Origin of the sequence: Streptomyces fulvorobeus, assembly GCF_013167895.1 — a bacterium.
Lineage (GTDB): Bacteria > Actinomycetota > Actinomycetes > Streptomycetales > Streptomycetaceae > Streptomyces > Streptomyces fulvorobeus.
In genome coordinates, this window is the sequence record NZ_BLWC01000001.1 from 181,121 (window position 1) to 205,169 (window position 24,049).

The 24,049-nt window shown below is 70.4% G+C and carries 18 protein-coding genes and 4 pseudogenes; 12 read left to right on the forward strand and 10 right to left on the reverse strand.

Features of this window, described 5'->3' with window-relative positions:
• Window positions 1-4: 4 nt before the first annotated feature.
• Complete coding sequence (locus tag Sfulv_RS00835) at window positions 5-523, forward strand: metallophosphoesterase family protein (protein WP_173310326.1); 519 nt, start codon at window positions 5-7, stop codon at window positions 521-523.
• Window positions 524-902: 379 nt separating this feature from the next.
• Here the strand turns inward: Sfulv_RS00835 and Sfulv_RS00845 are convergent, their stop codons facing one another.
• Entirely contained in the window at window positions 903-2,318 is a 1,416-nt protein-coding gene (locus tag Sfulv_RS00845) for an aminopeptidase P family protein (RefSeq protein ID WP_173310331.1), read from the reverse strand.
• 183 nt (window positions 2,319-2,501) lie between these two features.
• On the opposite strand from Sfulv_RS00845, the pseudogene Sfulv_RS00850 reads away from it, so the two are divergent.
• Window positions 2,502-3,484: pseudogene (locus Sfulv_RS00850) on the forward strand (LuxR family transcriptional regulator).
• 69 nt (window positions 3,485-3,553) lie between these two features.
• Here Sfulv_RS00850 and Sfulv_RS00855 read toward each other — a convergent pair.
• Window positions 3,554-4,126, reverse strand: coding sequence for a dihydrofolate reductase family protein (locus Sfulv_RS00855; protein ID WP_173310333.1), 573 nt, complete (start codon window positions 4,124-4,126; stop codon window positions 3,554-3,556).
• 315 nt (window positions 4,127-4,441) lie between these two features.
• Here Sfulv_RS00855 and Sfulv_RS00860 point away from each other — a divergent pair, with 315 nt between their 5' ends.
• Together Sfulv_RS00860 and Sfulv_RS00865 are read left to right on the forward strand one after the other, a co-directional pair.
• Entirely contained in the window at window positions 4,442-4,744 is a 303-nt protein-coding gene (locus Sfulv_RS00860; protein WP_173310335.1) for a hypothetical protein, read from the forward strand.
• Window positions 4,744-4,986, forward strand: a complete 243-nt coding sequence (locus Sfulv_RS00865) for a hypothetical protein (protein ID WP_173310337.1) — start codon at window positions 4,744-4,746, stop codon at window positions 4,984-4,986. The genes Sfulv_RS00860 and Sfulv_RS00865 overlap by 1 nt, the downstream gene beginning before the upstream one ends.
• Window positions 4,987-5,036: 50 nt before the next feature.
• Here Sfulv_RS00865 and Sfulv_RS00870 read toward each other — a convergent pair whose 3' ends face one another.
• Window positions 5,037-5,615 (reverse strand): hypothetical protein, encoded by a 579-nt coding sequence (locus Sfulv_RS00870; RefSeq protein WP_173310339.1) that lies wholly within the window; start codon window positions 5,613-5,615, stop codon window positions 5,037-5,039.
• 542 nt (window positions 5,616-6,157) lie between these two features.
• On the opposite strand from Sfulv_RS00870, the pseudogene Sfulv_RS00875 reads away from it, so the two are divergent.
• A pseudogene (locus Sfulv_RS00875) lies at window positions 6,158-6,693 on the forward strand (Dps family protein).
• A gap of 198 nt (window positions 6,694-6,891) precedes the next feature.
• Here Sfulv_RS00875 and Sfulv_RS00880 read toward each other — a convergent pair.
• The 4 genes from Sfulv_RS00880 to Sfulv_RS00890 form a co-directional block, all read right to left on the reverse strand.
• Window positions 6,892-8,658, reverse strand: a complete 1,767-nt coding sequence (locus tag Sfulv_RS00880) for a ThuA domain-containing protein (protein WP_173310341.1) — start codon at window positions 8,656-8,658, stop codon at window positions 6,892-6,894.
• The gene (locus tag Sfulv_RS00885) at window positions 8,655-11,045 is read right to left on the reverse strand and encodes a carbohydrate-binding protein (RefSeq protein WP_371874615.1); all 2,391 of its coding nucleotides are present in this window, start codon (window positions 11,043-11,045) and stop codon (window positions 8,655-8,657) included. The genes Sfulv_RS00880 and Sfulv_RS00885 overlap by 4 nt, the downstream gene beginning before the upstream one ends.
• The gene (locus tag Sfulv_RS31365; RefSeq protein ID WP_371874616.1) at window positions 11,042-11,470 is read right to left on the reverse strand and encodes a PQQ-dependent sugar dehydrogenase; all 429 of its coding nucleotides are present in this window, start codon (window positions 11,468-11,470) and stop codon (window positions 11,042-11,044) included. The genes Sfulv_RS00885 and Sfulv_RS31365 overlap by 4 nt, the downstream gene beginning before the upstream one ends.
• Window positions 11,471-11,828: 358 nt before the next feature.
• On the reverse strand, window positions 11,829-12,845 hold the full coding sequence (locus Sfulv_RS00890; RefSeq protein WP_173310343.1) for a LacI family DNA-binding transcriptional regulator: 1,017 nt from the start codon (window positions 12,843-12,845) through the stop codon (window positions 11,829-11,831).
• Window positions 12,846-13,188: 343 nt separating this feature from the next.
• On the opposite strand from Sfulv_RS00890, the gene Sfulv_RS00895 reads away from it, so the two are divergent.
• The 7 genes and pseudogenes from Sfulv_RS00895 to Sfulv_RS00925 all read left to right on the forward strand — a co-directional run bounded on the left by Sfulv_RS00895 (window position 13,189) and on the right by Sfulv_RS00925 (window position 22,549).
• On the forward strand, window positions 13,189-14,502 hold the full coding sequence (locus Sfulv_RS00895) for an ABC transporter substrate-binding protein (RefSeq protein ID WP_173310345.1): 1,314 nt from the start codon (window positions 13,189-13,191) through the stop codon (window positions 14,500-14,502).
• A gap of 392 nt (window positions 14,503-14,894) precedes the next feature.
• Window positions 14,895-15,938: a carbohydrate ABC transporter permease gene (locus Sfulv_RS00900; RefSeq protein WP_256668774.1), complete on the forward strand. Its 1,044-nt coding sequence runs from the start codon at window positions 14,895-14,897 to the stop codon at window positions 15,936-15,938.
• Entirely contained in the window at window positions 15,935-16,864 is a 930-nt protein-coding gene (locus Sfulv_RS00905) for a carbohydrate ABC transporter permease (protein WP_173310347.1), read from the forward strand. Before Sfulv_RS00900 ends, Sfulv_RS00905 begins: the two co-directional genes overlap by 4 nt.
• Before the next feature lie 114 nt (window positions 16,865-16,978).
• Complete coding sequence (locus tag Sfulv_RS00910; RefSeq protein ID WP_173317489.1) at window positions 16,979-18,376, forward strand: GH1 family beta-glucosidase; 1,398 nt, start codon at window positions 16,979-16,981, stop codon at window positions 18,374-18,376.
• Between the two features lie 192 nt (window positions 18,377-18,568).
• Window positions 18,569-19,003, forward strand: a complete 435-nt coding sequence (locus tag Sfulv_RS00915; protein ID WP_305961358.1) for a DUF6098 family protein — start codon at window positions 18,569-18,571, stop codon at window positions 19,001-19,003.
• Between the two features lie 140 nt (window positions 19,004-19,143).
• Window positions 19,144-20,456: pseudogene (locus Sfulv_RS00920) on the forward strand (ATP-grasp domain-containing protein).
• A gap of 35 nt (window positions 20,457-20,491) precedes the next feature.
• The gene (locus tag Sfulv_RS00925) at window positions 20,492-22,549 is read left to right on the forward strand and encodes a CocE/NonD family hydrolase (protein WP_173310350.1); all 2,058 of its coding nucleotides are present in this window, start codon (window positions 20,492-20,494) and stop codon (window positions 22,547-22,549) included.
• A 342-nt stretch (window positions 22,550-22,891) separates the two neighbouring features.
• Here the strand turns inward: Sfulv_RS00925 and Sfulv_RS00930 are convergent, their stop codons facing one another.
• From Sfulv_RS00930 to Sfulv_RS00940, 3 genes and pseudogenes are all read right to left on the reverse strand, one after another.
• Window positions 22,892-23,317, reverse strand: coding sequence for a hypothetical protein (locus tag Sfulv_RS00930; RefSeq protein ID WP_173310352.1), 426 nt, complete (start codon window positions 23,315-23,317; stop codon window positions 22,892-22,894).
• Between the two features lie 58 nt (window positions 23,318-23,375).
• Window positions 23,376-23,711 (reverse strand): gas vesicle protein K, encoded by a 336-nt coding sequence (locus Sfulv_RS00935; protein WP_173310355.1) that lies wholly within the window; start codon window positions 23,709-23,711, stop codon window positions 23,376-23,378.
• Between the two features lie 13 nt (window positions 23,712-23,724).
• Window positions 23,725-24,015: pseudogene (locus Sfulv_RS00940) on the reverse strand (GvpL/GvpF family gas vesicle protein); the annotation flags it as partial.
• Between the last annotated feature and the right edge of the window lie 34 nt (window positions 24,016-24,049).

Consider the following 24,049-nt stretch of genomic DNA (forward strand, 5'->3'; position numbering starts at 1 on the left):
ATCTGTGCTTCTGCTGCTGACGACCGACACCCACGTGCCGAAGCGGGCCAGGGAGCTGCCTCCCCCGCTGCTCGCCGCGATCGAGCAAGCCGACGTCGTCTTCCATGCCGGCGACTGGGTGGATGCGGCGACGCTGGACCTGTTCGAGACCCGCGTACGACGTCTCGTCGGGGTCTACGGCAACAACGACGGGCCTGAGCTACGGGCGCGGTTGACGGAGGTCGCCAGGGTGGAGTGCGGCGGAGTCCGATTCGCCGTGGTGCACGAGACAGGCCCCTCGCAGGGCCGCGAACGGCGTTGCGCGGAGCGCTTCCCCGATGTCGACGTCCTGGTGTTCGGCCACAGTCACATCCCGTGGGACACCCTCGCCCCCGGCGGTCTTCGGCTGCTCAACCCCGGGTCACCGACCGACCGCCGGAGGCAGCCCCACCGCACCTATATGACCGCCGAGGTGTCGGACGGGCGGCTGCACGACGTACGCCTGCACCGGCTGCCGCCACGCGGCCCCGCGACACGCCCGTAGAGGCGTCAGGCCGTCGGAACCGCCGGGCCCCGTGACCGGCGTCCGAGGGCCTCGCAGCAGAGCCGGGCGGCCCCTGTCCGGTCAGTCCACGGCACGCAGCAGCATGCGCAGTATCCCGGCTATCCCCCGCCCGATCCATCCGAACGCCCCCAGCTCGGCGGCCACCTCGCCCGCGTCGGCAGCCACGTCCGCCCGGTCCGGCCCGGACCGGCAGCGTGCACACCTTCGAGGCCACCGGCGCCGCTGCGCGCCGCACTTCCCGCATGTCGTCATGGCAGCCATTCTCCCCGAGGGCGGGCCGGTGTCACCGGGTGTCACCGATCAGGGGGCGGGCGGAGTCCGGCGGACTCCCGCCTCGGCGGGAGTCCGCTGCCCGCACTCAGTTGGCGTGCCGGGCCATCCACGCCTCGACGTCGTCCGCCGACCGGGGCAGGGCAGCCGACAGGTTCTCGTGACCGTCCTCGGTGACGAGGACGTCGTCCTCGATCCGGACGCCGATGCCGCGCCACTCCTCGGGCACGGTGAGATCGTCCGGCTGGAAGTACAGGCCGGGCTCGACGGTGAGCACCATGCCCGGCTCCAGTACTCCGCCGACGTACGCCTCGTTGCGCGCCTGTGCGCAGTCGTGGACGTCGAGGCCGAGCATGTGGCCGGTGCCCGCCATGGTGAAGCGGCGCTGGAGTGCGAGGTCGTACGCGCGGTCGGCGGGGCCCTCGATGAAGCCCCACTCGACCAGCTGGGCCGCCAGGTGGCGCTGGGCGGCCTCGTGGAAGTCGCGGTACGCGGCGCCGGGCCTGACTGCCGCCATACCGGCCTTCTGCGCCTCGTACACCGCGTCGTAGACCGTGCGCTGCACAGGGGAGAACGTGCCGCTGATCGGGAGTGTCCGGGTGACGTCCGCGGTGTACAGGGAGCGGGTCTCCACTCCCGCGTCGAGCAGGAGCAGGTCACCGGGGCGTACGGGACCGTCGTTGTCCGTCCAGTGCATGATCGTGGCGTGTTCGCCCGCCGCGCAGATCGAGCCGTAACCGACGGAGTTGCCCTCGACGCGGGCCCGGCGGAAGAACGTGCCCTCGATCCACCGCTCGGACGACGCGATCGCCCGGGAGAGCTCGCCGATCACATCGGTGAACCCGCGCACCGTGGAGTCCACGGCCTTGCGCAGTTCCGCGATCTCCCATGAGTCCTTCACGAGACGGAGGTCGCTGAGCGCCCCTTCCAGTTCGGCGTCGCGCTCCTCATCGGTGCTGACGGCGGCCTCCAGGGACGCGTCGACACCGCGGACGATCCTGGTCGGCGCCGCGCCGGAGGCCGCCGCGAGGTCGCGGGCCGCCGTGCGGACATCTCGGCAGGGCAGGCCGAGCACACGTTCCGCCTCGGCGAGGGAGCGGCGCCGGCCCATCCACAGCTCCGCCGTGGCTCCGGTCCAGAACTCGTCGTCGTCCCTGCCGTCGCGGGGCAGCTGGAAGCAGTAGGCGTCGTGTCCGCCGTCCTGGCGGGGTTCGAGGACGAGAGCGCCGTCCCTGGCCTGGTCTCCGGTCATGTGCACGTAGCCCGAGTAGGGGCGGAAGGGGTAGGTGTCGTCGTTGGAGCGGACCTTCAGGTTCCCGGACGGGATGACGAGGCGCTCGCCCGGGAAGTGCGCCGAGAGCGCGGCACGGCGGCGGGCGGCGTGCGGAGCCTGGTCGTCGAGCCTCAGGTCATGCTGCTCGGTGTCCGCCCAGCCCTGCCGCATCAGCGTGGACAGTTCCTCGGAGATCTCTGTGTAGAGACCGTTCTTCCGGCCTTTCGCCACGTCGTACACCTTCTTCCCGGTGGGGTTCCCAGCGGCGGGTTCCCGATGCGTGCCGGACGCCCGCGCTGCCGCCGGTCGTCGGCGGCTCCTGGACGGTATCCCTTCACGCGCGGGCTCGGTGCCCGGATCTGCCACTGGCACGGATCGGCCACCGTCCAGGCGGAAGCCGTCGATGATGGGCGTATGACGAACGCGAAACTCGGCGAAGCCCTACGGCTTCTGGGACTCGGCCCCGCGGCTGTCCAGCTCTACTCGGCGCTGCTGGAGCTGTCCCCGCTCCGCTGGGGGTGATCGGCGAGGCGGCCGGTCTCGACGGCAGGCAGCTCGCCACCGGGTACGAGGCTCTGGTCGACGCCGGGCTGGCCAGTGCCGCAGAGGCGGGTGGGGAGATGGTGGCCCCGGTGCCGCCCACCGCGGGACTCGAGGTTCTCGCCCGGCACCGGGCGGCCGAGGTCGAGGAGTCGCGCATCGCCGTGGGGGGTGCGTTCGAATCGTTCCGGCGCCAGCGGCTCGCCGCGTACAACGACGGTCTCGTGGAGGTCGTCACCGGCGACGCCATCGGCCCCCGGGTGCGGCACGCCTGGGCGAGCGCCCGCGAGCAGATTCGGCAGTTCGAGTCGCCGCCGTACTTTCCCCTTCCCGGGGCTACGGACGACGCGCTGGCCACACTCGCCCGCGGTGTGACGCAACGCGTCGTGTACGCGCGGGAGTCGCTGGAACATCCCGGCCGCCTGGAGAACGTGATCGAACCGTGCGTCAAGGCCGGGGAGCAGGCCAGGGTGGTGCCCTCGCTGCCCGTCAAGCTCGTGATCATCGACGAGGCGTACGCGCTGGTGTCCTTGTCGATCAAGGAGGCCGACGTCCACAACACCATGCTGGTCGTCCAGCCGTGCGGCCTGCTCTCCGCCCTCATGGCGCTGTTCGAGCAGTCGTGGGGCAACGCCCTGCCGTTCCACGGCCGCGTCACCGGTCCGGGCGGCCTGCCGCCCGCCGACCGCCGGCTCCTGTCGCTCCTGGCGGGTGGCGCGGGGGACGAGGTGATCGCCCGCGAGCTGGGTGTCAGCCGCCGCACGCTCTTTCGCCGTCTGCAGATTCTGATGGCCAGGCTCGGCGCGGCGAACCGCTTCCAGATGGCCTTGCAGGCTCAGCGCTGCGGATGGCTCTGAGCGGGGAGCGGGGCCGACCTCTGCCGGGGGCGGAGGCCCCCGGCCCGCCGACCGCCATGAGCGTCTCGCTCAGCGGACGACGTCCAGGACGTTCTTCTGGATGCCGTTGGCGTACGCCTGGTGCTCGACGAGCTTCAGCTTCTGGGTGTCCTTGTCCGTCTCGCTGAACAGACGCTTGCCGGCGCCGAGCAGGAGGGGGAAGACGAGGAGGTGGTAGCGGTCGATCAGGCCGGCGTCCGCGAGGCTCCGGTTCAGCGCCGTGCTGCCGTGGACGATGATCGGACCGCCCTCGGTCTCCTTCAGCGCCGCGACATCGTCGAGCGAGCGCAGGAGCGTGATCTCGCCCCAGTTCCGGACCAGGCTGTCCTCGGCGAGGGTGGTGGAGACGACGTACTTCGGCATGGCCCCGTAGTCGGCGAATTCGTCCATGCCCGGCCACACGGGGCTGAACGCCTCGTAGCTGACCCGCCCCAGCAGCATCGCGGTGGCCTCCTTCTGCTCCCGGTCCTTGATCTCGTACGCCTCCGGGAGGAACTCCACCTCCTTGAACGTCCAACCCGAGTTCCGGTAGCCGGGCTCACCGCCCGGGGCCTCCATGACACCGTCGAGGGAGACGAAGGCGGTGCTGATGAGAGTACGCATCTGGTAGTTCCTCGGTATCTCGTGTCGGGTACGGAGCAGTCGCGGACGGAAGGTACGCGCTGGGACCGCGTTCACGGCTGCCGCGGTGTCCCGGCCCCTCGCGCACCGGCCATGATCTATGACCGCGCGGCGACGGAAAACTCATCGGCACCCCGCGCCGGAGGCTGCCGACGAGCGTTCACCGACCGTTCAGGTCTACGGGTGAGCACCACCGGAGGCGGCGGACCTAGGGTTGGCGCCGTCCGCGACGCGGGGGCGAGGGCACGGGTGTGATGCGCTTTTCTCCCGCGCACAGGGTATCCACGAGGGAATGCGATGATCAGGTACGTCGACCATCAGCTGAGGGGCGTGGCGACCGCGGTGTGTGCCGGCGCGGTCGGTGCCGCCGTGGCCTTCGGTGTGGAGGGTGTGCCGCCCGGCGCCGACGAGACCGTACGCACCCTCCTCCTCGTCCTGGCGGGATGGAGCGTGCTCTGCGGGCTGCTCGAGGCATCCCGGCTCAGGTGGATCGGGCTGGTGCGCGACTTCGACGAAGCGGTGCCGCTGAAGGACCCCGGAGCCGTCCTCCCGTCCCCGTACTGTCCAGGGTCCCTCGTCACCTGGGGCTTCCTCCCGTGATGCTCGTCCCGGCTCTGGTCATGGGGCTGACCGTGGACCCGTGGCTCTCCCTGGCCCCCTTGCTGTTCGCCCTGGACTGGCTGCTGAGGGCAGGTATCGCGGCACGGTGGGAGAGAAGGAACGCCGCTCTGCTCTGGCGGGAGTACATACAGAGCAGGCCGTGGGAGCTCTCGTGCTCCCCCCTCACACCTCCCCCGCCCGTACGAGCCGCCGACGGCCGGGCGGCGGCCATCCGTCCGTAGGCGCCGGGCACCTCGGGACGGACAGGGGATGTCGGGGTGGTGGAGCCGGGTCAGTACCGAAGGGTGTACCGGCTCAGGCGGCTGCGGGCCGCCTTCTCACTGATCCCGAGGGCCTGGGCGATGGTGTCCCAGGGGGGCCGGGCGACGGCCTCGACGCTGGACGCGGCGTCGGTGGCCACGCGCTGGGTGAGCCGTTCCAGGGTGGCGGCGGCCCGGAGGGCGGCCAGGGGTTCGTCGGCGACCAGAGCGCACAGGCGTAACTCGATCTGGTCCAGCAGGGCGCCGAGATCCGCGGGGACGGGCACGGTCCGGGAGGTCACATCGGTGATGTGGGCGTCCCAGTCGGCTTCCGGGCCGCTGGTGTCGAACAGATACGGGCTTCGGCGGTCGACGCTCTCCCAGTCCAACGAGTAGGGGGTCTCTCCACGCCATCCGCAGGAGCATGCTCCGCGCAGGCCGGTCGCGGTCGGCGCGCCCAGCGTGCCGTCGTAGATCCACCAGTCGGTGCTCCGGTGCACGGTCGGACCGCTGCCGGTGTCGAAGTACACCGGGCCGGGTTCGCTGCCGTCGGCCAGCAACGCGCCCGGCCTGCCCTCGTGCTCGCCGCCGAACTCCTCGGTCTCCCACATGTCAGGCTCCTCCCCCACCGGCCGGAACCGGTGGCAGCTGTAAGGACCGGCCCGGCGACCGCACGCCCCAGCGCACGCCGCCGGCCGGCTCACCCATGACCCTGCCTCAAGGGGGCGGGGCCGTGCGGCTCAATACCCGAACCGGTGAACCCGGCAGGGTTGCGGGGCGCGGTCGGTCAGCGGCGGACCGGGCGGGCGTGCGTGACGGCTGGGGCCGACCAGGCCGGTGGCCCGGCAGCCGTCGACGCCGTCGCCGTCGCCGAGGCGGCTTCCGTCCCTCAAGAGGGTGAACGGGCCGGGATTCGTCCCGTTGCGGCACGCCCGCCCGGCGGGGACCGGGTGCCCCGCGTGGTTCCGGCCCCTGGGCGGCCCCTCCGCACAGCAGGCCCGTCCGTCCGCTGCGGTGAAACAACGCTCCGCTCGGCGCTGTCGGAATGTGCGATGCTCCCGCGGCTGGTTGCCTGTAGGCATCAGCCACTGAGTTCGCAAGGAGCACACCTGTGTCGTCACAGCGTCCGCAGCCTTCGTACACCGTGCCGGGTATGACCCCGAGGTCAGCGGTGAGGTCATCCCCCTCCTCCAGATGCGCCTGCACTCCCTCAACGATCTGGCACTGACCCTCAAGCACATCCACTGGAACGTGGTCGGGCCGCACTTCATCGCCGTGCACGAGATGCTCGACCCGCAGGTCGAGCAGGTCCGCTCCATGGCGGACGACCTCGCCGAGCGCATCTCGACGCTGGGCGGGGAGCCGCACGGCACACCGGGCGCCCTGGTCGCCGACCGTACGTGGAACGACTACTCGATCGGCCGGGCCGAGGCGATCGAGCACCTCGGCGCCCTGAACCTCGTGTACACCGAGCTCATCAAGGACCACCGGTCCGCGATGGCGGCGACCGAGGAGGCGGACCCGGTGACGCAGGACATGCTGATCGAGCAGTTGCGCGGGCTGGAGCTCTTCCAGTGGTTCGTCCGTGCTCACCTGGAGTCCAGTGGTGGCGAGCTCAGCACCGCGGGCGCCTCGACCGAGACGGCCGCGGCCTCTCAGGCCGCCGATCAGGCCCGCACCCAGCCCTGAACCGCAGAGGCCGTCCGCCCGCCCCTCCGTTCCGTCCGTCCGGTGTGCGGACGGCGGGCGGGACAGGAGGCGGACGGCCGGCGCGGGGAGGACGGCGGCGGGCCCTCGGCGTGGCACCACGCCGCCGTCGACCGGCCCCCTAGGGGGCCTGACCGTCGTCGGCGCCCTCCGCGCCGGCGACGGGGTCCGGGAGAGTTGTCAGGCAGGCAGGCTCCACTTCTGGTTGGCTCCGGTGTGACAGGTCCAGAGGTGGAGTTTGGTGCCGTCTGCCGATGAGACGCCCGCCGCGTCGAGGCACTTGCCCGACTGCGGGTTCTTCAGCGTCCCGTCCGCCTGGGCCACCCACTTCTGCGCACCGCTGCCGTTGCAGGTCCACAGCTGCACCTTGGTGCCATCAGCCGTGCCGCCACCGCTGATGTCCATGCACTTGCCGAGCGCCCGCAAGGTGCTGTCACCGGGTACCGTCCACTTCTGCGCGGCGACACCCGTACATCCCCACAGCTGGATCTGCGTGCCGTCGGTGGCCGCGCCACCGGCGACGTCCACGCACTTCCCGCCGATCCCCTTGATCTCACCGGTCGGTGTGCCCGTGCCGCCGCCCAGTTCCTTGATGCGGACGTTGCGGAAGGACACGTCGTCGCCGGTGCCGTGGTTCTGGAGGCCGATGTGACCCTGCTGGAGGCTGCGGGCGGGGTCGGTGTTGGTGAAGTCGTTGATCTTGCGCCCGTTCAGGAACAGCTGCAGGCGCTCGCCTTCGACCCTCAGTTCGTAGGTGTTCCACTCCCCCGGCGGGTTCAGCGCCGCGTCGCGCGCCGCCAGGTCGGCGGAGCCGTAGCCGTAGACGGCGCCGGTCGTGCGGTCGGCGGTGTCGGTGGCGTCGATCTGGATCTCGTAGCCGTTGTTCACGGCCGACCAGGGGTCGTCGGACGCGGGGAAGCCGATGAAGACCCCGGAGTTGTCGTCGCCGGCCATCCGCCAGTCGAGCTTGAGGGAGTACGCCTTGTACTCCTTGGCCTGGTACCAGTAGAGGCCGAGACCGCTCTGGCTGGTGAGGGTGGCGTCGCTGTTGCTGAAGGAGCCCGGTCCTGCCTGCTTCCAGCCGGTGGTGGAGCCGGTGTTCCCGAAGAGGGTGGTGTACCCGGCCTCGGGACGGCAGTCCGCCTCGGTCATGCGGGCGGCCCACCGGATGCCGCCGAGCAGGTGACGGCGGAATCCGGCCTCGGTGTACGAGCCCTCGGTGTGCCCGCCGCCGGTGTAGAAGGCCCGTCCGCCCTGGTAGTCCTTGCACCAGGCGATGGGGTGGTCACCGGCCATGTTGCCGCCGCTGTAGCTGCTCTCGTCGAGGGAGGCGAGGACATGGGCGTCGGTACGGGGGTTGGTGCGGTAGTTGTACCACTCGTCGGTGCGCTGCCACGCGGTCGGCAGGTGGGCGGTGGCGTCGTGGGCCCGGTCCTCGACCTTGACCGTGGCCTGCTGGATGTTCGGGTGGGAGTGGAACAGTGCGCCGGCGAGGCCCCCGTACCAGGTCCAGTCGTACTCGGTGTCCGCCGCCGCGTGGATTCCGACGTATCCGCCGCCGCCCTTGATGTACCCCTCGAAGGCGGTCTGCTGGGTGGCGTTGAGGACGTCACCCGTGGTGGAGAGGAAGACGACCGCCTCGTATGGCGCGAGGCCCGACGGGGTGAAGGCGGCGGCGTCCTCGGTGGCCGTGACGGTGAAGTTGTTGGCGGCGCCCAGCTCGCGCAGGGCGGTCACCCCCTCGTCGATGGACGAGTGCCGGAAGCCGGCCGTCCTGGAGAAGACGAGGACGTCGTACGCGGGGTCCGCGGCCGCGGCGGCCAACGGCGCGGCGGGTTCCGGCCCGGCCGCGGACGACACGGTGGCGGGCAGGACGGCGGCGCAGAGCAAGCCGCCGACGGTCCAGGTCAGGGCTCGGGCGAGCCTGCTGGTGCGGGCAGAGGTCATGGCAGGTCCCACTTCTGGTTGGCTCCGGTGTGACAGGTCCAGAGATGGAGCTTGGTGCCGTCGGCCGACGAGGCACCCGACGCGTCGAGGCACTTGCCCGACTGCGGGTTCTTCAGCGTCCCGTCCGCCTGGGCCACCCACTTCTGCGCGCCGCTTCCGTTGCAGGTCCACAGCTGCACCTTGGTGCCATCAGCCGTGGCGGCGCCGCTGATGTCCATGCACTTGCCCAGCGCCCGCAGCGTGTCGTCCGCGGGTACCGACCAGCGTTGCGCGGCCACGCCCGCGCAGCCCCACAGCTGGATCTGCGTGCCGTCGGCGGTCGCGCCACCGGCGACGTCCACGCACTTCCCGCCGATCCCCTTGATCTCTCCGGTCCGTGTGGCGGTGCCGGAGGTGGTGAAGGAGAACTCGTCGAGGTCGAACAGTGATCCGCTGCCGCCCTTGAACACCAGGTGCAGGGTGGTGGTGGTCGCGGGGCGGTTGGTCAGGTCGGCGCTCACGTCCTGGAACGTCTCCCAGCTCCCCGTGACGGGGACGGCGGTCGAGCCCAGCAGGGTGCCGGTCGGGGAACCGGCCCGCACCTCAAGGGTGCCACCGGCGCCGGCGGAGGAGACGCGTGCGGTGAGCTTCGTGGCGTTGTCCAGCAGATACGGCTTGAAGGAGATCCAGTCGCCGTTCTCGATGTGCCCCACGGTCTTGCCGCCGTGGGCCGCCGCGTGGTCGACGACCTGCACGCCGCCCGATCCGCCGTAGTGCTCGGCCTGGCGGTGGCTCGGCTGGCTGATGTTCTGCGCGTGAGTGGTCAGTGCGGGCTGGCCGTTCGCGCCCTTGTCGGTGTACTCCGCGTCCCAGACGCCGAAGATGTTGGCGTTGGGGTCGTGCTCGCCGTCCGCGATGGTCTGTACGGTGCCGGAGCAGCCGGTCGCGGAGGTCTGCGGGTGACCGTGGCTGTCGTGGCCGACGATGAAGGTGACCTTGACCTTCGAGCAGTCGATCGTGCCGTCCTCGGCGTCGGTCACCGTGACCTTGAAGGGCACCGCCGCCCCCGGGTCGATAATCCGGCCATCCGCGGGCAGGTCGAGCTTGACGGTCGGCGCGGTGTTGCCGACCGTGATCGTCACCGAGGCCGTACCGGACCTGCCGGTGCCGTCGGAGACGGTGACTTCGGCGGTGTAGCGGCCGTTGGCCGTGTAGGTGTGCGAGGGGTTGGCGGCGGTCGACGTCGAGCCGTCACCGAACTTCCAGGCGTAGCTGAGGGGGTCGCCGTCCGGGTCGGAGCTGCCCGCCGAGGAGAACTGCACGGCCAGGGGTGCCTTGCCGGAGGTGCGGTCCGCTGCGGCCTGGGCGAGGGGAGCGCGGCCTCCGGTGACCGCTTCGATACGGTAGAGGGCGCTGTTCGCGTCGCCGCTGAAGTAGCCGGTGCCGTAGTCCAGGACGTAGAGGGCGCCGTCGGGGCCGAAGGCCATGTCCATCACCTGGGTCCCCTGCCAGGGGAAGGCGTTGATGGACTGCACCGCGCCGTCTGCGCCCTGGGCGATCCGCTTGATCCACTTGCGGCCGAACTCGCCCGCGAAGAAGTTCCCGTCGTAGCTCTGGGGGAACTTCACGGTCGAGGTGGACGAGGCGTTGTAGCGGTAGACCGGACCGCCCATCGGCGACTCGGAGCCGCTGCCGAACTCGGGCACGGAGCCGCCGTCGTAGGGAATCCAGGCGGGCTGGGCCGGGGGCAGGTCGGTGAGCCCGGTGTTGCGGGGCGAGGTGTTCCTGGGTGCGGCGCAGTTGAAGGCCCCACCGGATGTCTTGGTGGCGAAGTCGTAGTCGATGTACGCGTCGTTCTTGCCGGTGCAGTACGGCCAGCCGTAGTTCCCGGCCTTGGTGATCCGGTTGAACTCGACCTGGCCCGCGGGTCCGCGGGTGGCGCTCGCCGTGCCCGCGTCGGGACCGTAGTCACCGAGGTAGACGATGCCGGTGGCCTTGTCGACGCTCATCCGGTACGGATTGCGGAAGCCCATCGCGTAGATCTCGGGGCGGGTCCTGGCGGTGCCGGGGGCGAACAGGTTCCCCGAGGGTACGGAGTAGCCGCCGTCCGCGTTGACCTTGATGCGCAGGACCTTGCCGCGCAGGTCGTTGGTGTTGCCCGCGGACCGCTGGGCGTCGTACCCGGGGTTCCGGCTCGCACGCTCGTCGATGGGCGTGTAGTTGTCGGAGGCGAACGGGTTGGTGTCGTCCCCGGTCGAGAGGTACAGGTTGCCCGCCGCGTCGAAGTCGATGTCACCGCCGACGTGGCAGCACAGCCCCCGGCTGGCGGGGACGTCGAGGACCTTCTTCTCGCTCGCCGTGTCCAGGGTGCCGTCCGTCCTGAGGACGAACCGGGACAGCCGGTTCACCCCGTCGTACGGAGCGAAGTCGGCTGCCGTTCCGTCCCCGGGGGCGTCGCCGCCGGGGTGGTGAGCTTGGGCGCGTAGTAGAGGTAGACGAAGCGGTTGGAGCTGAAGCCGGGATCGACTCCGATGCCCTGGAGCCCTTCTTCGTCGTGGCTGTAGACGTCCAGCTTGCCCGCGACCTTCGTGGTGCCCGCCGCGTCGGTGAGCCGCAGGGTTCCGTCCCGTGAGGTGTGCAGGACGGACCGGTCGGGCAGTACGGCGAGGGTCATCGGTTCGCCGGTCTCGGCCACTCCCTTGGCGAGGGTGACCTGCTGGAACTCGTCGGCGACCGCTGCTTCCGCCGGTCTCTGCTGAGCGGTGAGGGCGCCCGCGGCGGCGAGCAGGGTGCAGGCGAGCGCCGCGAGGGGCCGGGTGATTCTCCTGTGCACGCGCGTCCTCCGTATGAGTACGGGGTGGGGGGTCTGGGCACAGGCGCGCGCCGTCGCGCCGATGGACGTCGCACCCCTGGGAGGAGGGATGAGGCGCTCGGTCCGTGTTGTCCGGTACAGCTCAGGAAGGTAATGGCTTTTCCACCCGGCAGAAAGCCCTTTGACACGAGAGACGTCAACTTTCTCCAGTGATCGGACAAAGCGGCCCGCCCCGGCCCGCGGTGACACGCCCCGCGCACAGCTCGGCCCGGCCGCGCGCGGGCGGCTATCCGCCTGCGCGGTAAGGCTCGTGACGCCTGGTCAGGCCGCCCGGGTGAGCCCCAGCCGAGGTCCGCTGCCCGAAATGCCCCTCACCCGGTCAGGACGACTCGCGGACCACCAGTTCGGTAGGCAGTAGAACGCACCGCCGGGGCGTTCCCGGCGTGGCTATCTCCTCCAGGAGCATCTGGGCGATCGTGCTGCCGATCTGCTCGACCGGCTGACGGACGCTGGTGAGAGGGGGGTTGGTGTGCCGCGCGATCATCGAATCGTCGAACCCGACCACCGCGATGTCCTCCGGTACCCGCTTCCCGCTGGCCCGGAGCTCCAGCAGCACCCCGGCCGCCATGACATCCGACGCCACGAACACCGCGTCCAGGTCGGGCGCTTGGGCGAGCAGCTCGACCATGGCACGCCTGCCGCCTTCCTCGGTGAAGTCGGCCACGGCCACCAGTTCCCCGTCCGGCGGGCGGCCAGCCTCGGTCAGCGCCTCGCGCCATCCCTGGAGGCGGGCCCTGCCGACCTCCATGTCGAGCGGCCCGGTGATCGTCGCGATCCGCTCCCGGCCCCGGTCGAGCAGATGCCGTACCGCGGCCTTCGCCCCGCCGAGGTTGTCCGAGTGCGCGTGACTGAGCGGCTCGGCGGCCGAGCGCCGCCCCGCCAGCACGGTGGGCAGACCGAACCCCTCCAGCAGGTCCGGCAGCGGATCGTCCCGGTGGACGGAGACGAGAAGCACTCCGTCGACCCGCCGGGCCGCGACGGCCTCGGTGAGGTGGTCGAGCTCGCTCTTGTCCCTGACCAGCACGATCTGCAGCTGTGTCTGGGTCGCCGCGAGCCCGGTGCTCACTCCCCGGATCACGGCGGAGAAGTACGGCTCCGCGCCCAGCCGGCTCTCCGACTCGGGGATCACCAGGGCGATCGAGTTGGTGCGGCGGGTGACGAGTCCGCGCGCCACGGAGCTGGGCACGAAGTTGAGCTCGGCGATGGCCGCCTCGACGGCCGCCTTCGCCTTCTCGCTCACCAGGGGCGAGCCGTTGAGGACCCGGGACACCGTCGTACGGCCCACCCCGGCTCGCGCGGCGACGGTCTTGATGGTCGGCGGCCGACCGGTGCCCATGTGTCCCTCCCCGTGGTCCCGCGCCGTACGGCGCGTTCGTTCCGCGTCGTCCGTCACGCACCGGGCGCCCGAAAGCGAGCGCCCGGACCGGGCGCTCGCCAGCGCATTCTGCCAGATGGCGTCGACATCCAATCGACACATCAGTTGAACACACTGACGTCATTTGAAACAGGTTCGATTCAACTTCTTGACACACGGCGAGGTTTTGGCCAGTCTTCACGGCACGTCGGTGGGATCGATCCCACCACGACTGGAATCGTTCCCACTGCACGTTTCGAGCCGCTGTGTGGACCGGACGAACGGGTATCACCGTGCGCCGGAGCCGCCGCTGGGAGGACCCCTCATGCGCATATCCCGAACGCTGTCACGGTCGAGAGTGACCGTCGCGGTCTCGGCCATCGCCGCCATCGGCCTGGTCGCAGGCTGTTCGGAAGGTGGTACGTCCTCCACCGGGGGCGCCAAGAAGGACGGCAAGGTCACCATCACGATGGGCCTCTTCGGCGTCATGGGCTTCAAGGAGACCGGGCTCCTGGAGCAGTACGAGCGTGAGAACCCGGGGGTGACGATCAAGGCGGAGATCGCCGGTGACGAGCAGACGTACTACACCGCACTCCAGACCCACCTGGCGGGCGGCAGCGGCCTCAAGGACATCCAGGGCATAGAGGTGGGCCGGGCCAAGGAGATCGTCGACACCCAGGCGGACAAGTTCGCGGACTTCGCCGACGTCAAGGGCACCGACCACTTCCAGCCCTGGAAGCTCAACCAGGTCACCACCCCCGAAGGCAAGGTCCTGGGCCTGGGCACGGACATCGGTCCGATGGCGGTCTGCTACCGCAAGGACATGTTCGAGCAGGCGGGGCTCCCCACGGACCGCGAGGAGGTCGCCGCCCTGTGGGCGGGCGACTGGAGCAAGTACGTCGAGACCGGGAAGAAGTTCAAGGAGAACTCCAAGAACAGCGAGCTCGCCTTCATGGACAGCTCCACCGGGCTCTTCAACGCCATGATCTACGGCTCGTCCGAGCAGTTCTACGACAAGGACGGGGAGCTCGTCTACGACAAGAACCCCGTGGTCAAGGACGCCTGGGAGCTGGCTGCCGAGGCCGGCGGTTCCGGCATGACGGCCAAGCTGCGGCAGTTCCAGCCCGGCTGGGACCCCGGCCTGGCGAACTCCACCTTCGCCACCACCGTGTGCCCCGCCTGGATGCTCGGCCACATCAGCGAGAAGGCGGGCCCCGCCAACAAGGGCAAGTGGGATGTCGCGAAGGCCCCCAAGGGCGCCAACTGGGGAGGTGCCTTCCTCGGTGTCCTGGAGAAGAGCCCCGTGAAGGCCGAGGCACGCAAGCTCGTCGCGTGGCTGACCGCCCCCGCCCAGCAGGCCGCCCTCTTCAAGGAGATCGGCAACTTCCCGTCCTCGAAGGAGGCGCTGACGCAGCCCGAGGTCTCGGGTGCGAAGTCGCCGTACTTCAGCGAGGCGCCGATCGGTGAGATCTTCGGCGCGGCCGCCAACGACATCCCGGCGGAGCAGATCCTCGGCCGCAAGGACGGCACGATCAAGGACATCTTCTCCCAGGGTCTGCACCTGGTGGAGTCCAAGGGCAGGAAGCCGTCCGAGGCGTGGGACACGACGGACGAGCGCATCCGCAAGGCGGTCGGCTGACGGTCACGTCGGCCGGGCGGGGCTCCGGGTGCGGAGCCCCGCCCGGCCGGCCCGGGACCGGCCGGCAGCAGTCGCACCGGCCGGTCCCGGGGCCGAGCGCCCCGCGGGACGGTACCCGCGGACGCGCGGCCGGGGGGAGCCGGCCGCCGGCCCTCCCGGCGGTGCCGCCCGCCGTACGGCCGCCCGCACCTCCTGACGGTGCCGGCCCTCCGTACGGTCCGGCGCCGATCACGTATCGCGCCCGCAGGGCCGGTCCCGGCCACACCGCCTGACCGCCGCCTTCCGGCGGTCAGGCGTCCCGGGCCGGGCGCCGGCCCAGTCCCTCTCCAGCCCGGCCACAGCCCCGGCCATCGCCCATCCCCTCGCAGCTCACCCTCAGGAAGGAGGCCACTGTGGCCACCTCCACCACCCCGGCCCCCGGCCCCGGCGGGCCGGAAGCCGTCGCCCCGCCCGGTCCCGGCCGCACTCCCGGTCGCAAGAACCGCCCCCAGCAGGGACGACGTAACCTGCTGCACCGGCTCGACCTGCGCGGCGCGCCCTACGGCTTCGTCGCCCCGTTCTTCATCGTCTTCGGAGCGTTCAGCTTCTACCCGCTCCTCTACACCTCGTGGATCTCGCTCCACAAGGTCGAGCTGGCCACCATGGACGTCATGGAGTGGCGCGGTTTCGACAACTACACCGCCCTGTGGGCCGACGACCGTTTCTGGAACGCGCTCGGCAACACCATCACCATCGGTGTCATCTCCACCGTGCCCCAGTTGCTGATGGCGCTGGGCATCGCCCATCTCCTCAACTACTCGCTGCGCGGTTCGACCTTCTTCCGCGTCGCCGCTCTGACGCCGTACGCCACCTCCGTCGGCGCGGCAGCACTGGTGTTCACCATGCTGTTCGAGCGCGATTTCGGGATGATCAACTGGTTCCTGGGGATGTTCGGCGTCGAGAACATCAACTGGGAGGGCGACAAGTGGCCCGCGCAGATCGCGATCTCCACGATCGTCATCTGGCGGTGGACCGGTTACAACGCCCTCCTCTACCTGGCGGCGATGCAGGCCATCCCGCGTGACCGCTACGAGGCGGCCGCGATCGACGGGGCCTCGCGCTGGCGCCAGTTCATCTCGGTGACCGTGCCCGGCATCCGGGCCACGATCGTGTTCACCATCGTCCTGTCGACGATCGGCGCCACTCAGCTCTTCGGTGAGCCGCTCATCTTCGGGCAGGGGCCGAACGGGATCTCCGGCGGAGCCGACAACCAGTACCAGACCCTCGGGCTGCTGATGTACGAGGAGGGCTGGAAGAACTACCAGATGGGCCGGGCCTCGACCATCGCCTGGGCCATGTTCCTGATTCTCGTCCTGGCCTTCGTCCTCCAGCGCCTCATCAAGGGCGCTACCAGCCGGACCCGTACCGCACAGGGAACCAGGAGCGGAAAGCGATGACCACCGACAGCCTGCGGGGCGCGCCCCCGCACAGCCCGAAGAGCAAGCCGTCCGTCGCCCCCTTCCGCAGCGGCTCCCGGATGCCGTCCCTGAAGATGAAGGCCGGCCGGCAGCACCACGCCGGTCCGGTGGCGTACGTCCTGCTCGGCCTCGTCGCCCTGATGTCCCTCTTCCCGCTGTACTGGACGATGGTCGCGGCCTCGACCGACAACACGCGGGTGACGCAGACACCGCCGCCGTTCCTGCCGGGGCCGAACCTGTTCTCCAACCTGAGCCGGGCGTGGACGGAAGCCGCCCTCGGCAAGGCGATGATCAACAGCCTGATCGTGGCGACCAGCATCGCCGTGGCCACGGTGCTCTTCGCGACCCTGGCCGGGTTCGCGTTCGCCAAACTCCGGTTCACGGGCCGCAACGCCCTGCTGACCCTGGTCATCGGCACCATGATGATCCCGCCGCAGCTCGGCGTGGTTCCGCTCTTCATGATGATGAGCGACCTGGGCTGGGGGCAGCGGCTGCCGGCCGTCATCTTCCCCACCCTGGTCAGCGCCGTGGGTGTGTTCTTCATGAGGCAGTACCTCATGGAGGCGATGCCCGACGAGCTCATCGAGGCCGCGCGGGTGGACGGCGCCCACTCCCTGCGGATCTTCTGGAGCATCGTCCTTCCCCTGGCCAGGCCCGCGATGGCCGTCCTCTTCATGATCACTTTCGTGCACGCGTGGAACGATTTCTTCTGGCCCTTCATCGCGCTGAACATGGACAACCCGACCGTGCCGGTCGCCCTCACCCAGCTCAGCGCCGGTTACGTGCGCGACCAGTCGCTCATCATGGCGGGCGCGTTGCTCGGCACGCTTCCGCTGCTCGTGATGTTCGTCGTCTTCGGGCGGCAGATCGTGGGCGGCATCATGCAGGGCGCCGTCAAGGGCTGAGCACTCTTTCCTCCTCCCCTCCCCCTCCCCCTCCCCTTCCGTACCGTAAGGATTCACGTGGCCACCGCAACCTCCAACCTCACCGACGCCACTCCCCACGCCGCCCCGCCCGCCCTGGTCTTCCCGCCGGACTTCCTGTGGGGCACGGCGACCGCCGCGTACCAGATCGAGGGGGCGGCCGACACCGACGGCCGGACGCCCTCCATCTGGGACACCTACTCCCGTACTCCCGGCAAGGTCCGCAACGGCGACACCGGTGACATCGCGACGGACCACTACCACCGCTGGCCCGAGGACGTGCAGATCATGTCCGATCTGGGCGTGGGCGCGTACCGGTTCTCCGTCTCCTGGCCCCGGGTGCAGCCCACCGGGCGGGGGCCGGCCGTGCAGAAGGGGCTCGACTTCTACCGGCGTCTCACGGACGGCCTGCTGGAGAAGAACATCCAACCGGTCGCGACCCTCTACCACTGGGACCTCCCGCAGGAGCTGGAGGACGCGGGCGGCTGGCCCGAGCGCGCCACTGCCGAGCGCTTCGCGGAGTACGCCGGTATCGTCGCCGAGGCGCTGGGCGACCGGGTGAAGACCTGGACGACGCTCAACGAGCCGTGGTGCAGCGCGTTCCTCGGCTACGGCTCCGGGGTGCACGCACCCGGGCGCACCGACCCCGTCGACGCGCTGCGCGCGGCCCACCACCTGAACCTCGGCCACGGGCTCGCCGTGCAGGCCATGCGGGCGGCCCTGCCCTCGGACGCCCGTATGTCCGTCACCCTCAACATCCATCAGGTGCGGTCGCTGACCGACAGCGCGGAGGACGTCGACGCGGCCCGCAGGATCGACGGGGTCGCGAACCGGGTCTTCACCGGTCCGATGCTCCACGGGGCCTATCCGGCCGACGTACTCGACGACACCGCGCACCTCACGGACTGGTCCTTCGTCCAGGACGGCGACACGCAGATCATCCGGCAGCCGCTGGACTTCCTGGGCGTCAACTACTACACGCCGACCCTGGTCTCCGCGGCGAAGGTCGACGGTGCGCACAACTCCGACGGTCACGGCGTCAGCGAGCACAGCCCGTGGCCCGGTGCCGACCAGGTCGCCTTCCACCGTCCGCCGGGCAGCACCACGGCGATGGGCTGGGCGGTCGACGCGAGCGGCCTTTACGACCTGCTGCTGGACCTCAAGCGCGAGTTCCCGGCCCTGCCGCTGGTCATCACCGAGAACGGGGCCGCGTTCGACGACTACGTCGACCCGGCGGGTGCCGTCCACGACCCGGACCGCATCGCCTATCTGCGTGGTCACCTCGCCGCGGTCCACCAGGCGATCGCGGACGGTGTCGACGTCCGTGGGTACTTCCTGTGGTCGCTGCTCGACAACTTCGAGTGGGGCTACGGCTACAGCAAGCGCTTCGGCGCTGTGTACGTGGACTACCCGACCGGCCGCCGGACCCCGAAGTCCAGCGCCCGCTGGTACGCCGAGGTCGCCCGTACCGGAGCCCTGCCGACCGCCGACTGACCGCGCGGAGCCGTCCGCACCGCGCAGAGACCTCCCCCGATCCGGCCGATCGGGGGAGGTCTTCGCGTGGTGCGGACGCGCCCGTCCGGGTGCGCGTACCGCCCCGGCCAGTTAACGGAGCGCGTTTCGGGGAACCCATGCACCACGGTCGGTGCTCGCTGCGGACGAGGGGTTATGAGCAACGCGGAATCAATGCCGGTATTCGGGACCCTGGACGCTCTGGCCGAGCTGGTGGCGAGCCGGCGGGGTCTTTACGTGCGCTGGTCACTGGGTCCGGAGCTCGATCTGCAGTCCGTCTGCAGCAGGGACGCCCTCACGGGCGTCCCGCTGCCGGGGCTGTCGGCGAACGCGCTCGACATCGAGGAGTGGTGGGGCGAGCGTCCGGTACGGATCTGGGTGGCTCGGCGCCTGTACGACTACTCCCATCTCCAGCGGGTCAGGCACCACCTGACCCGGCCGTGGGTCCTGCACGGCTCGGAGGCGGGGCGGGGACCGGACAACGAGCCTCTCGTCCACCGGGTAGAGCCGCTGGGCTGGATCGGCCCACGCGCCATCACCGAGGCCGACGAGGTGATCACGCACCAGCCGGGACCGTGGGGACCCATGCTGCGCAACGACTCGGCCTGAGGGCGATCGCGCAGATCAGCGGGGCGACGGCGTGTGCGGGGACACAGGTGTGAAACGGGCTGGGCGAGGAACGCGCCCTGGGCAGGCCCGATGATGGCGCACCGCGTCACACACCCACCTGAAGGAGTCGTGTGAACCACATGATCACGCAGTACAAGAACATATTCGTACTCGGCTTGGACGAGTCGAACATGCGGACGTTGCTCGCCGTGCCCGACGCCGACTCGTACCGGTTCCATCCGCTGCTCACGATCGAGGAGCTCCAGGTCGGCGAGGTCTCGGTGACCGACCTGTTCGAGAAGGCGAAGGGCGTGCTCGACGCCTTCGACGGCAGTATCGACGCGATCGTCGGCTACTGGGACTTCCCCGTGAGCACGCTGGTGCCGATGCTGAGCGAGCACTACGGCACGCGGAGCACCGGTCTGGAGTCCATCGTCAAGTGCGAGCACAAGTACTGGAGCCGGCTGGAGCAGCAGAAGGTCGTCGATGAGTACCCGGGGTTCGGCCGGGTCGACATGGAGGCCGACAAGCCCCGGCCCCCGAGGGCGTGGACTTCCCCATGTGGCTGAAGCCCGCCCTGTCGTACTCCTCGGAGCTCGCCTTCGGTGTCGGTGACCAGAAGGAGTTCGAGGAGGCCGTCGAGGAGATCCGCAAGGGAGTGGCCCGGGTGGGCCGGCCCTTCGAGCACATCCTCGGACTGCTCGACCTGCCCGAGGAGATGGCTGGTGTCGGAGGGCAGGTCTGTCTCGCCGAGGAGGCCATCTCGGGCGTGCAGGTCGCGGTGGAGGGTTACGTCCACAACGGCGAGGTAACCGTCTACGGCGTCCTGGACTCGATCAACTATCCGGACTCCTCCAGCTTCCTGCGCCACCAGTACCCGTCGGCCCTGCCCGAACCGGTCGTACGCCGGCTGCACGACGTCTCCGCGCGGGTGATGCGGCAGATCGGTATGGAGGCGGCGACCTTCAGCATCGAGTACTTCTACGATGCGCGGACCGACGCGATCAACCTGCTGGAGATCAACCCACGGCACTCGCAGTCGCACGCGGAGCTGTTCGAGTACGTCGACGGCGTCCCCAACCACCACTGCATGATCAGCCTCGCGCTCGGCAAGGACCCCTCGCTGCCGCACCGGAAGGGGCCGTACGCGGTCGCCGCCAAGTGGTACCACCGGTGGTTCGCGGACGGGGTGGCGCACCGCGTCCCCTCCCGCGAGGACATCGAGCGGATCGAGCGCGAGATACCGGGCGTGCGGGTCGACGTGGTGCCCGAGGAGGGGCAGCGCCTCTCGGACACACCCCAGCAGGACAGCTACAGCTACGAGATCGCGCACATCTTCACCGGCGGCGACAGCGAGGAGGACATGCGCAGCAAGTACGACCGCTGTGTCGCGGCCCTGGGACTCTCCTTCGACCAGACGTCACCGGGCGGGCGCGACCAGAAGAACAGCTGAGCATGGAGCACACCGGAGAGGAGCGGTTCCGCCCTATGCGATACGTGAGCGATCTGCCGCACGAGACGAAGGAAGAGGAGCACGTCGTCATACCCATGTCCGACGGCACACGCCTGTCGGCACGGATCTGGCGCCCGGTGTCCTCGGACGACGAGCCGGTGCCCGCGGTGCTGGAGTACATCCCCTACCGCAAGCGGGACCTCACCGCCGAACGCGACTCGATCAACCACCCGTACATCGCGGGGCACGGCTACGCCTGCGTGCGTGTCGATCTGCGGGGCACCGGCGACTCCGAGGGGGTGCTGGCCGACGAGTACCTGGAGCTGGAACAGGCCGACGCCGAGGAGGTGCTGGCCTGGCTGGCCGACCAGTCCTGGTGCGACGGCTCGACGGGCATGATGGGCATCTCCTGGGGCGCCTTCGCCGCGCTCCAGACGGCGGCACGGCAGCCGCCGAGCCTGCGGGCCGTGGTGATCGCGTCCTTCACCGACGACCGGTACGCCGACGACATGCACTACATGGGCGGGGTGATGCTGTCGGACAACCTCGCCGAGGCGGGCACGATGTTCGCGTACGCGACGTGTCCCCCGGACCCCGCCGTCGTCGGGGACCGGTGGCGGGACATGTGGCACGAGCGGATGGAGAACACCCGGCCCTGGGTCCTGGAGTGGCTGCGCCACCAGCGCCGTGACGACTACTGGCGGCACGCCTCGGTGTGCGAGGACTACGCCTCCGTACGGTGCCCGGTCCTCGCGTCGAGCGGCTGGGCGGACGGCTACTCCAACGCCGTGATGCGCCTGCTGGGAAATCTGGACGTGCCGCGCAAGGGGCTGGTGGGGCCGTGGTCCCACAAGTTCCCGCACCTGGGTGAGCCCGGTCCCGCGATCGGCTACCTCCAGGAGGTCGTGCGGTGGTGGGACCACTGGCTCAAGGGCGTGGACAACGGGGTGATGGACGGCCCCATGCTCCAGACGTGGATGCAGGAGAGCGTGCCGCCCTCGACGTCGTACGAGGAGCGCCCCGGCCGCTGGGTCGGTGAGCCGAGCTGGCCGTCACCGCACGTCAAGGCGGTCACGCATCCGCTCCTGCGGCACCGCATCGTCAGGCCGGACGACCCCGGGCCCGCGGAGAGCCACGACGGTGGCGCCGACCGCGCCGACGATCCGATGACGGTGCAGTCGCCCCTCTCGGTGGGCCAGTTCGCCGGCAAGTGGGCGTCGTACAACGCCCCGCCGGATCTGCCGTACGACCAGCGCGAGGAGGACGGCGGTTCACTCGTCTTCGACACGCGGCCGCTGGAGGAGCCGGTGGAGATCCTCGGCTCACCGACGGTCGAACTCGACCTGTCCGTCAACGAACCGGTGGCCACGGTCGCCGCACGCATCTCGGATGTCGCACCGGACGGCCGGGCCACCCGGGTGACGTACGGGCTTCTCAACCTGACGCACCGCGACGGAACGGGCGAACCCGAGCCCCTGGAGCCCGGCCGCCGCTACCGGGCCACCGTGCAGCTGAACGGGGTGGCGCAGGTCTTCCCGCGCGGCCACCGCATCCGGCTCTCCCTCTCGACGTCGTACTGGCCCCTCGCCTGGCCGCCGCCGCGCCCCGTCCTGCTGAGCGTGCACGAGCGGTCGAGCAGCCTGACACTGCCGGTGCGCCCCGTGGAGGAGCCGGACGAACTGCCCCGGCAGCCGTTCGGCGAGCCGGAGGGAGCCCCGCCCCTCTCCACCACCCAGCTCTCCCAGCCCGAGCAGCGCTGGGAGGTGAAGCGGGACCTGATCGGCTACGAGTCGGCGCTGGAGATCGTGAAGGACCGGGGCACGGTGCGCGTCGACGACATCGGGCTGGACGTCGGCTGCCGCGCGTACGAGAGGTACACCGCCACGGCCGACGACTTCACGTCCGTCGGCGGCGAAGCGGCGTGGACGATGCGCTTCCAGCGGGACGACTGGGACGTACGGGTGGAGACCCGGACCGAACTCCGGTGCACGGAGACGGACTTCCTCATCGGCGCGACCCTCGACGGCTACGAGGGCGAGCGGCGGGTCTTCTCCCGTACGTGGAACGAGACCCTGCCCCGGGAGCTGCTGTGAGCGGCCCACGCACGGGACGTGCGGGAGGGGTACCGGATCGTTCGGTGCGGTGAGGCAGGCGGCCGGCCGCCGCGCGGGTGTCCAAGGACACCCGCGCGGCGGCCGTTTCGCGTGCCCCGCACGCCGCGGACCGTCCGTGCACGGCCCGCCCTCGGAGCTGCGGCGACCGGGCTCAGCCGGACGTCACCGGCTGGAGTGGTCCGGAGTGGTCAAGGGGCGCACGGCGTATCCGTCTGGCCCGGTGTGCGACAAACGCGCACCGCCCCCGTCCCGTCAGGACGGGGGCGGGGGCGGTGCGCGGACCGGATGCGGGGGGACGGGCCCCTCTACGGGTCCTCCGGATCAGATCCGTCCGCGCGCGAGCCGGGTCAGCGGGCCGACCTGTGGCTTGGCCGTCGAGCGGCCCAGGGCGAAGGCGGCACCGGCCACACCGGCGACGCCCGCGGCCGCTCCTGTCACGACCGCCTTCCTGTGCTTGACGACCGTCCAGGCCGTGGTGGCCGCACCGGCCACCTTCGAGGCGTTGGCCGTCACGGCGTGCTGTCCGCTCTGCAGACCGCTCGCCGCCGCGCGGCCGACCCGCGACGTGGCTCCGCCGATGGTCCCCGCGCTCTTGGACGCGGACTCCTCCGTGCGGTGTGCCGCGCGCTCCGCCCCTTCGGCCGTCTTCGTCCCGGTCCCCTCGGCGGGGGCCGCGGCGCGCTTGGCCGTCGTCTTCTCGGCGTTCGTGGCGCTGAAATTGTTGGCGTTTCCGCTTTCTGCAGTCATGTCATTCCTCCTTGCCTCTCCCTCTCAGGTGAAACGCGGCTGTCGGTGCGGTGGTCCGTCAGATGCCGATTCCGTCGCGCGGAAGCAGCGACCCCAGCGGGCCCAGATCGAGGTTCAGGTCGTCCATCGAGAGGCCGTACGTCCGGCACAGCTCTTCCATGCGTTCCTGGAGGATCATCAGCGTCATGCCGATCCGTTCCTCCTCGCTCAGGTCTCCCTGGTCGACCCGGTGGACGGCGGTTCGTTCCATCAGCTGACGCAGCAACTCGACGATCGTCAGCACGAGTTTCATGAGGTCGCGTTCCATCGAGTCGGGGTCCGTGGCCAGCCTTCGCGCCAGGGTGCCGCTCGCCGTGTTCACCCAGCGCGACCCGCTCGTCGTGTCCGCGCGCACCCGACCGCGCCCGCTCGTTGTGCTGCCTGATCTCCTCGGACTGCGCCATGATCTCGCGGAGCAGGTCCTCTTCCTCGCGTGCTGCCTTGAGGTTGTACTCGACGTGTCCGTCGAGTTCGGCCAGCCGCTCGCGGTACGTGTCGCGCTCCCGCTCCAGCACCTCGGCCACCCCGCCGTCGTCCGGGCCAAGCAGGCCGAAGCGCATCGGCAGGGTCGCCCCGTCCGCCATCAGGGTCTCAAGGACGCCTTCATGGGCCATCACGTCCCGGCGCTTGGCCCGGAGCCCTTCGGGGGCGTCACTCACGACCGCGGCGACGGGGGATCGCCGACGTGGGGCC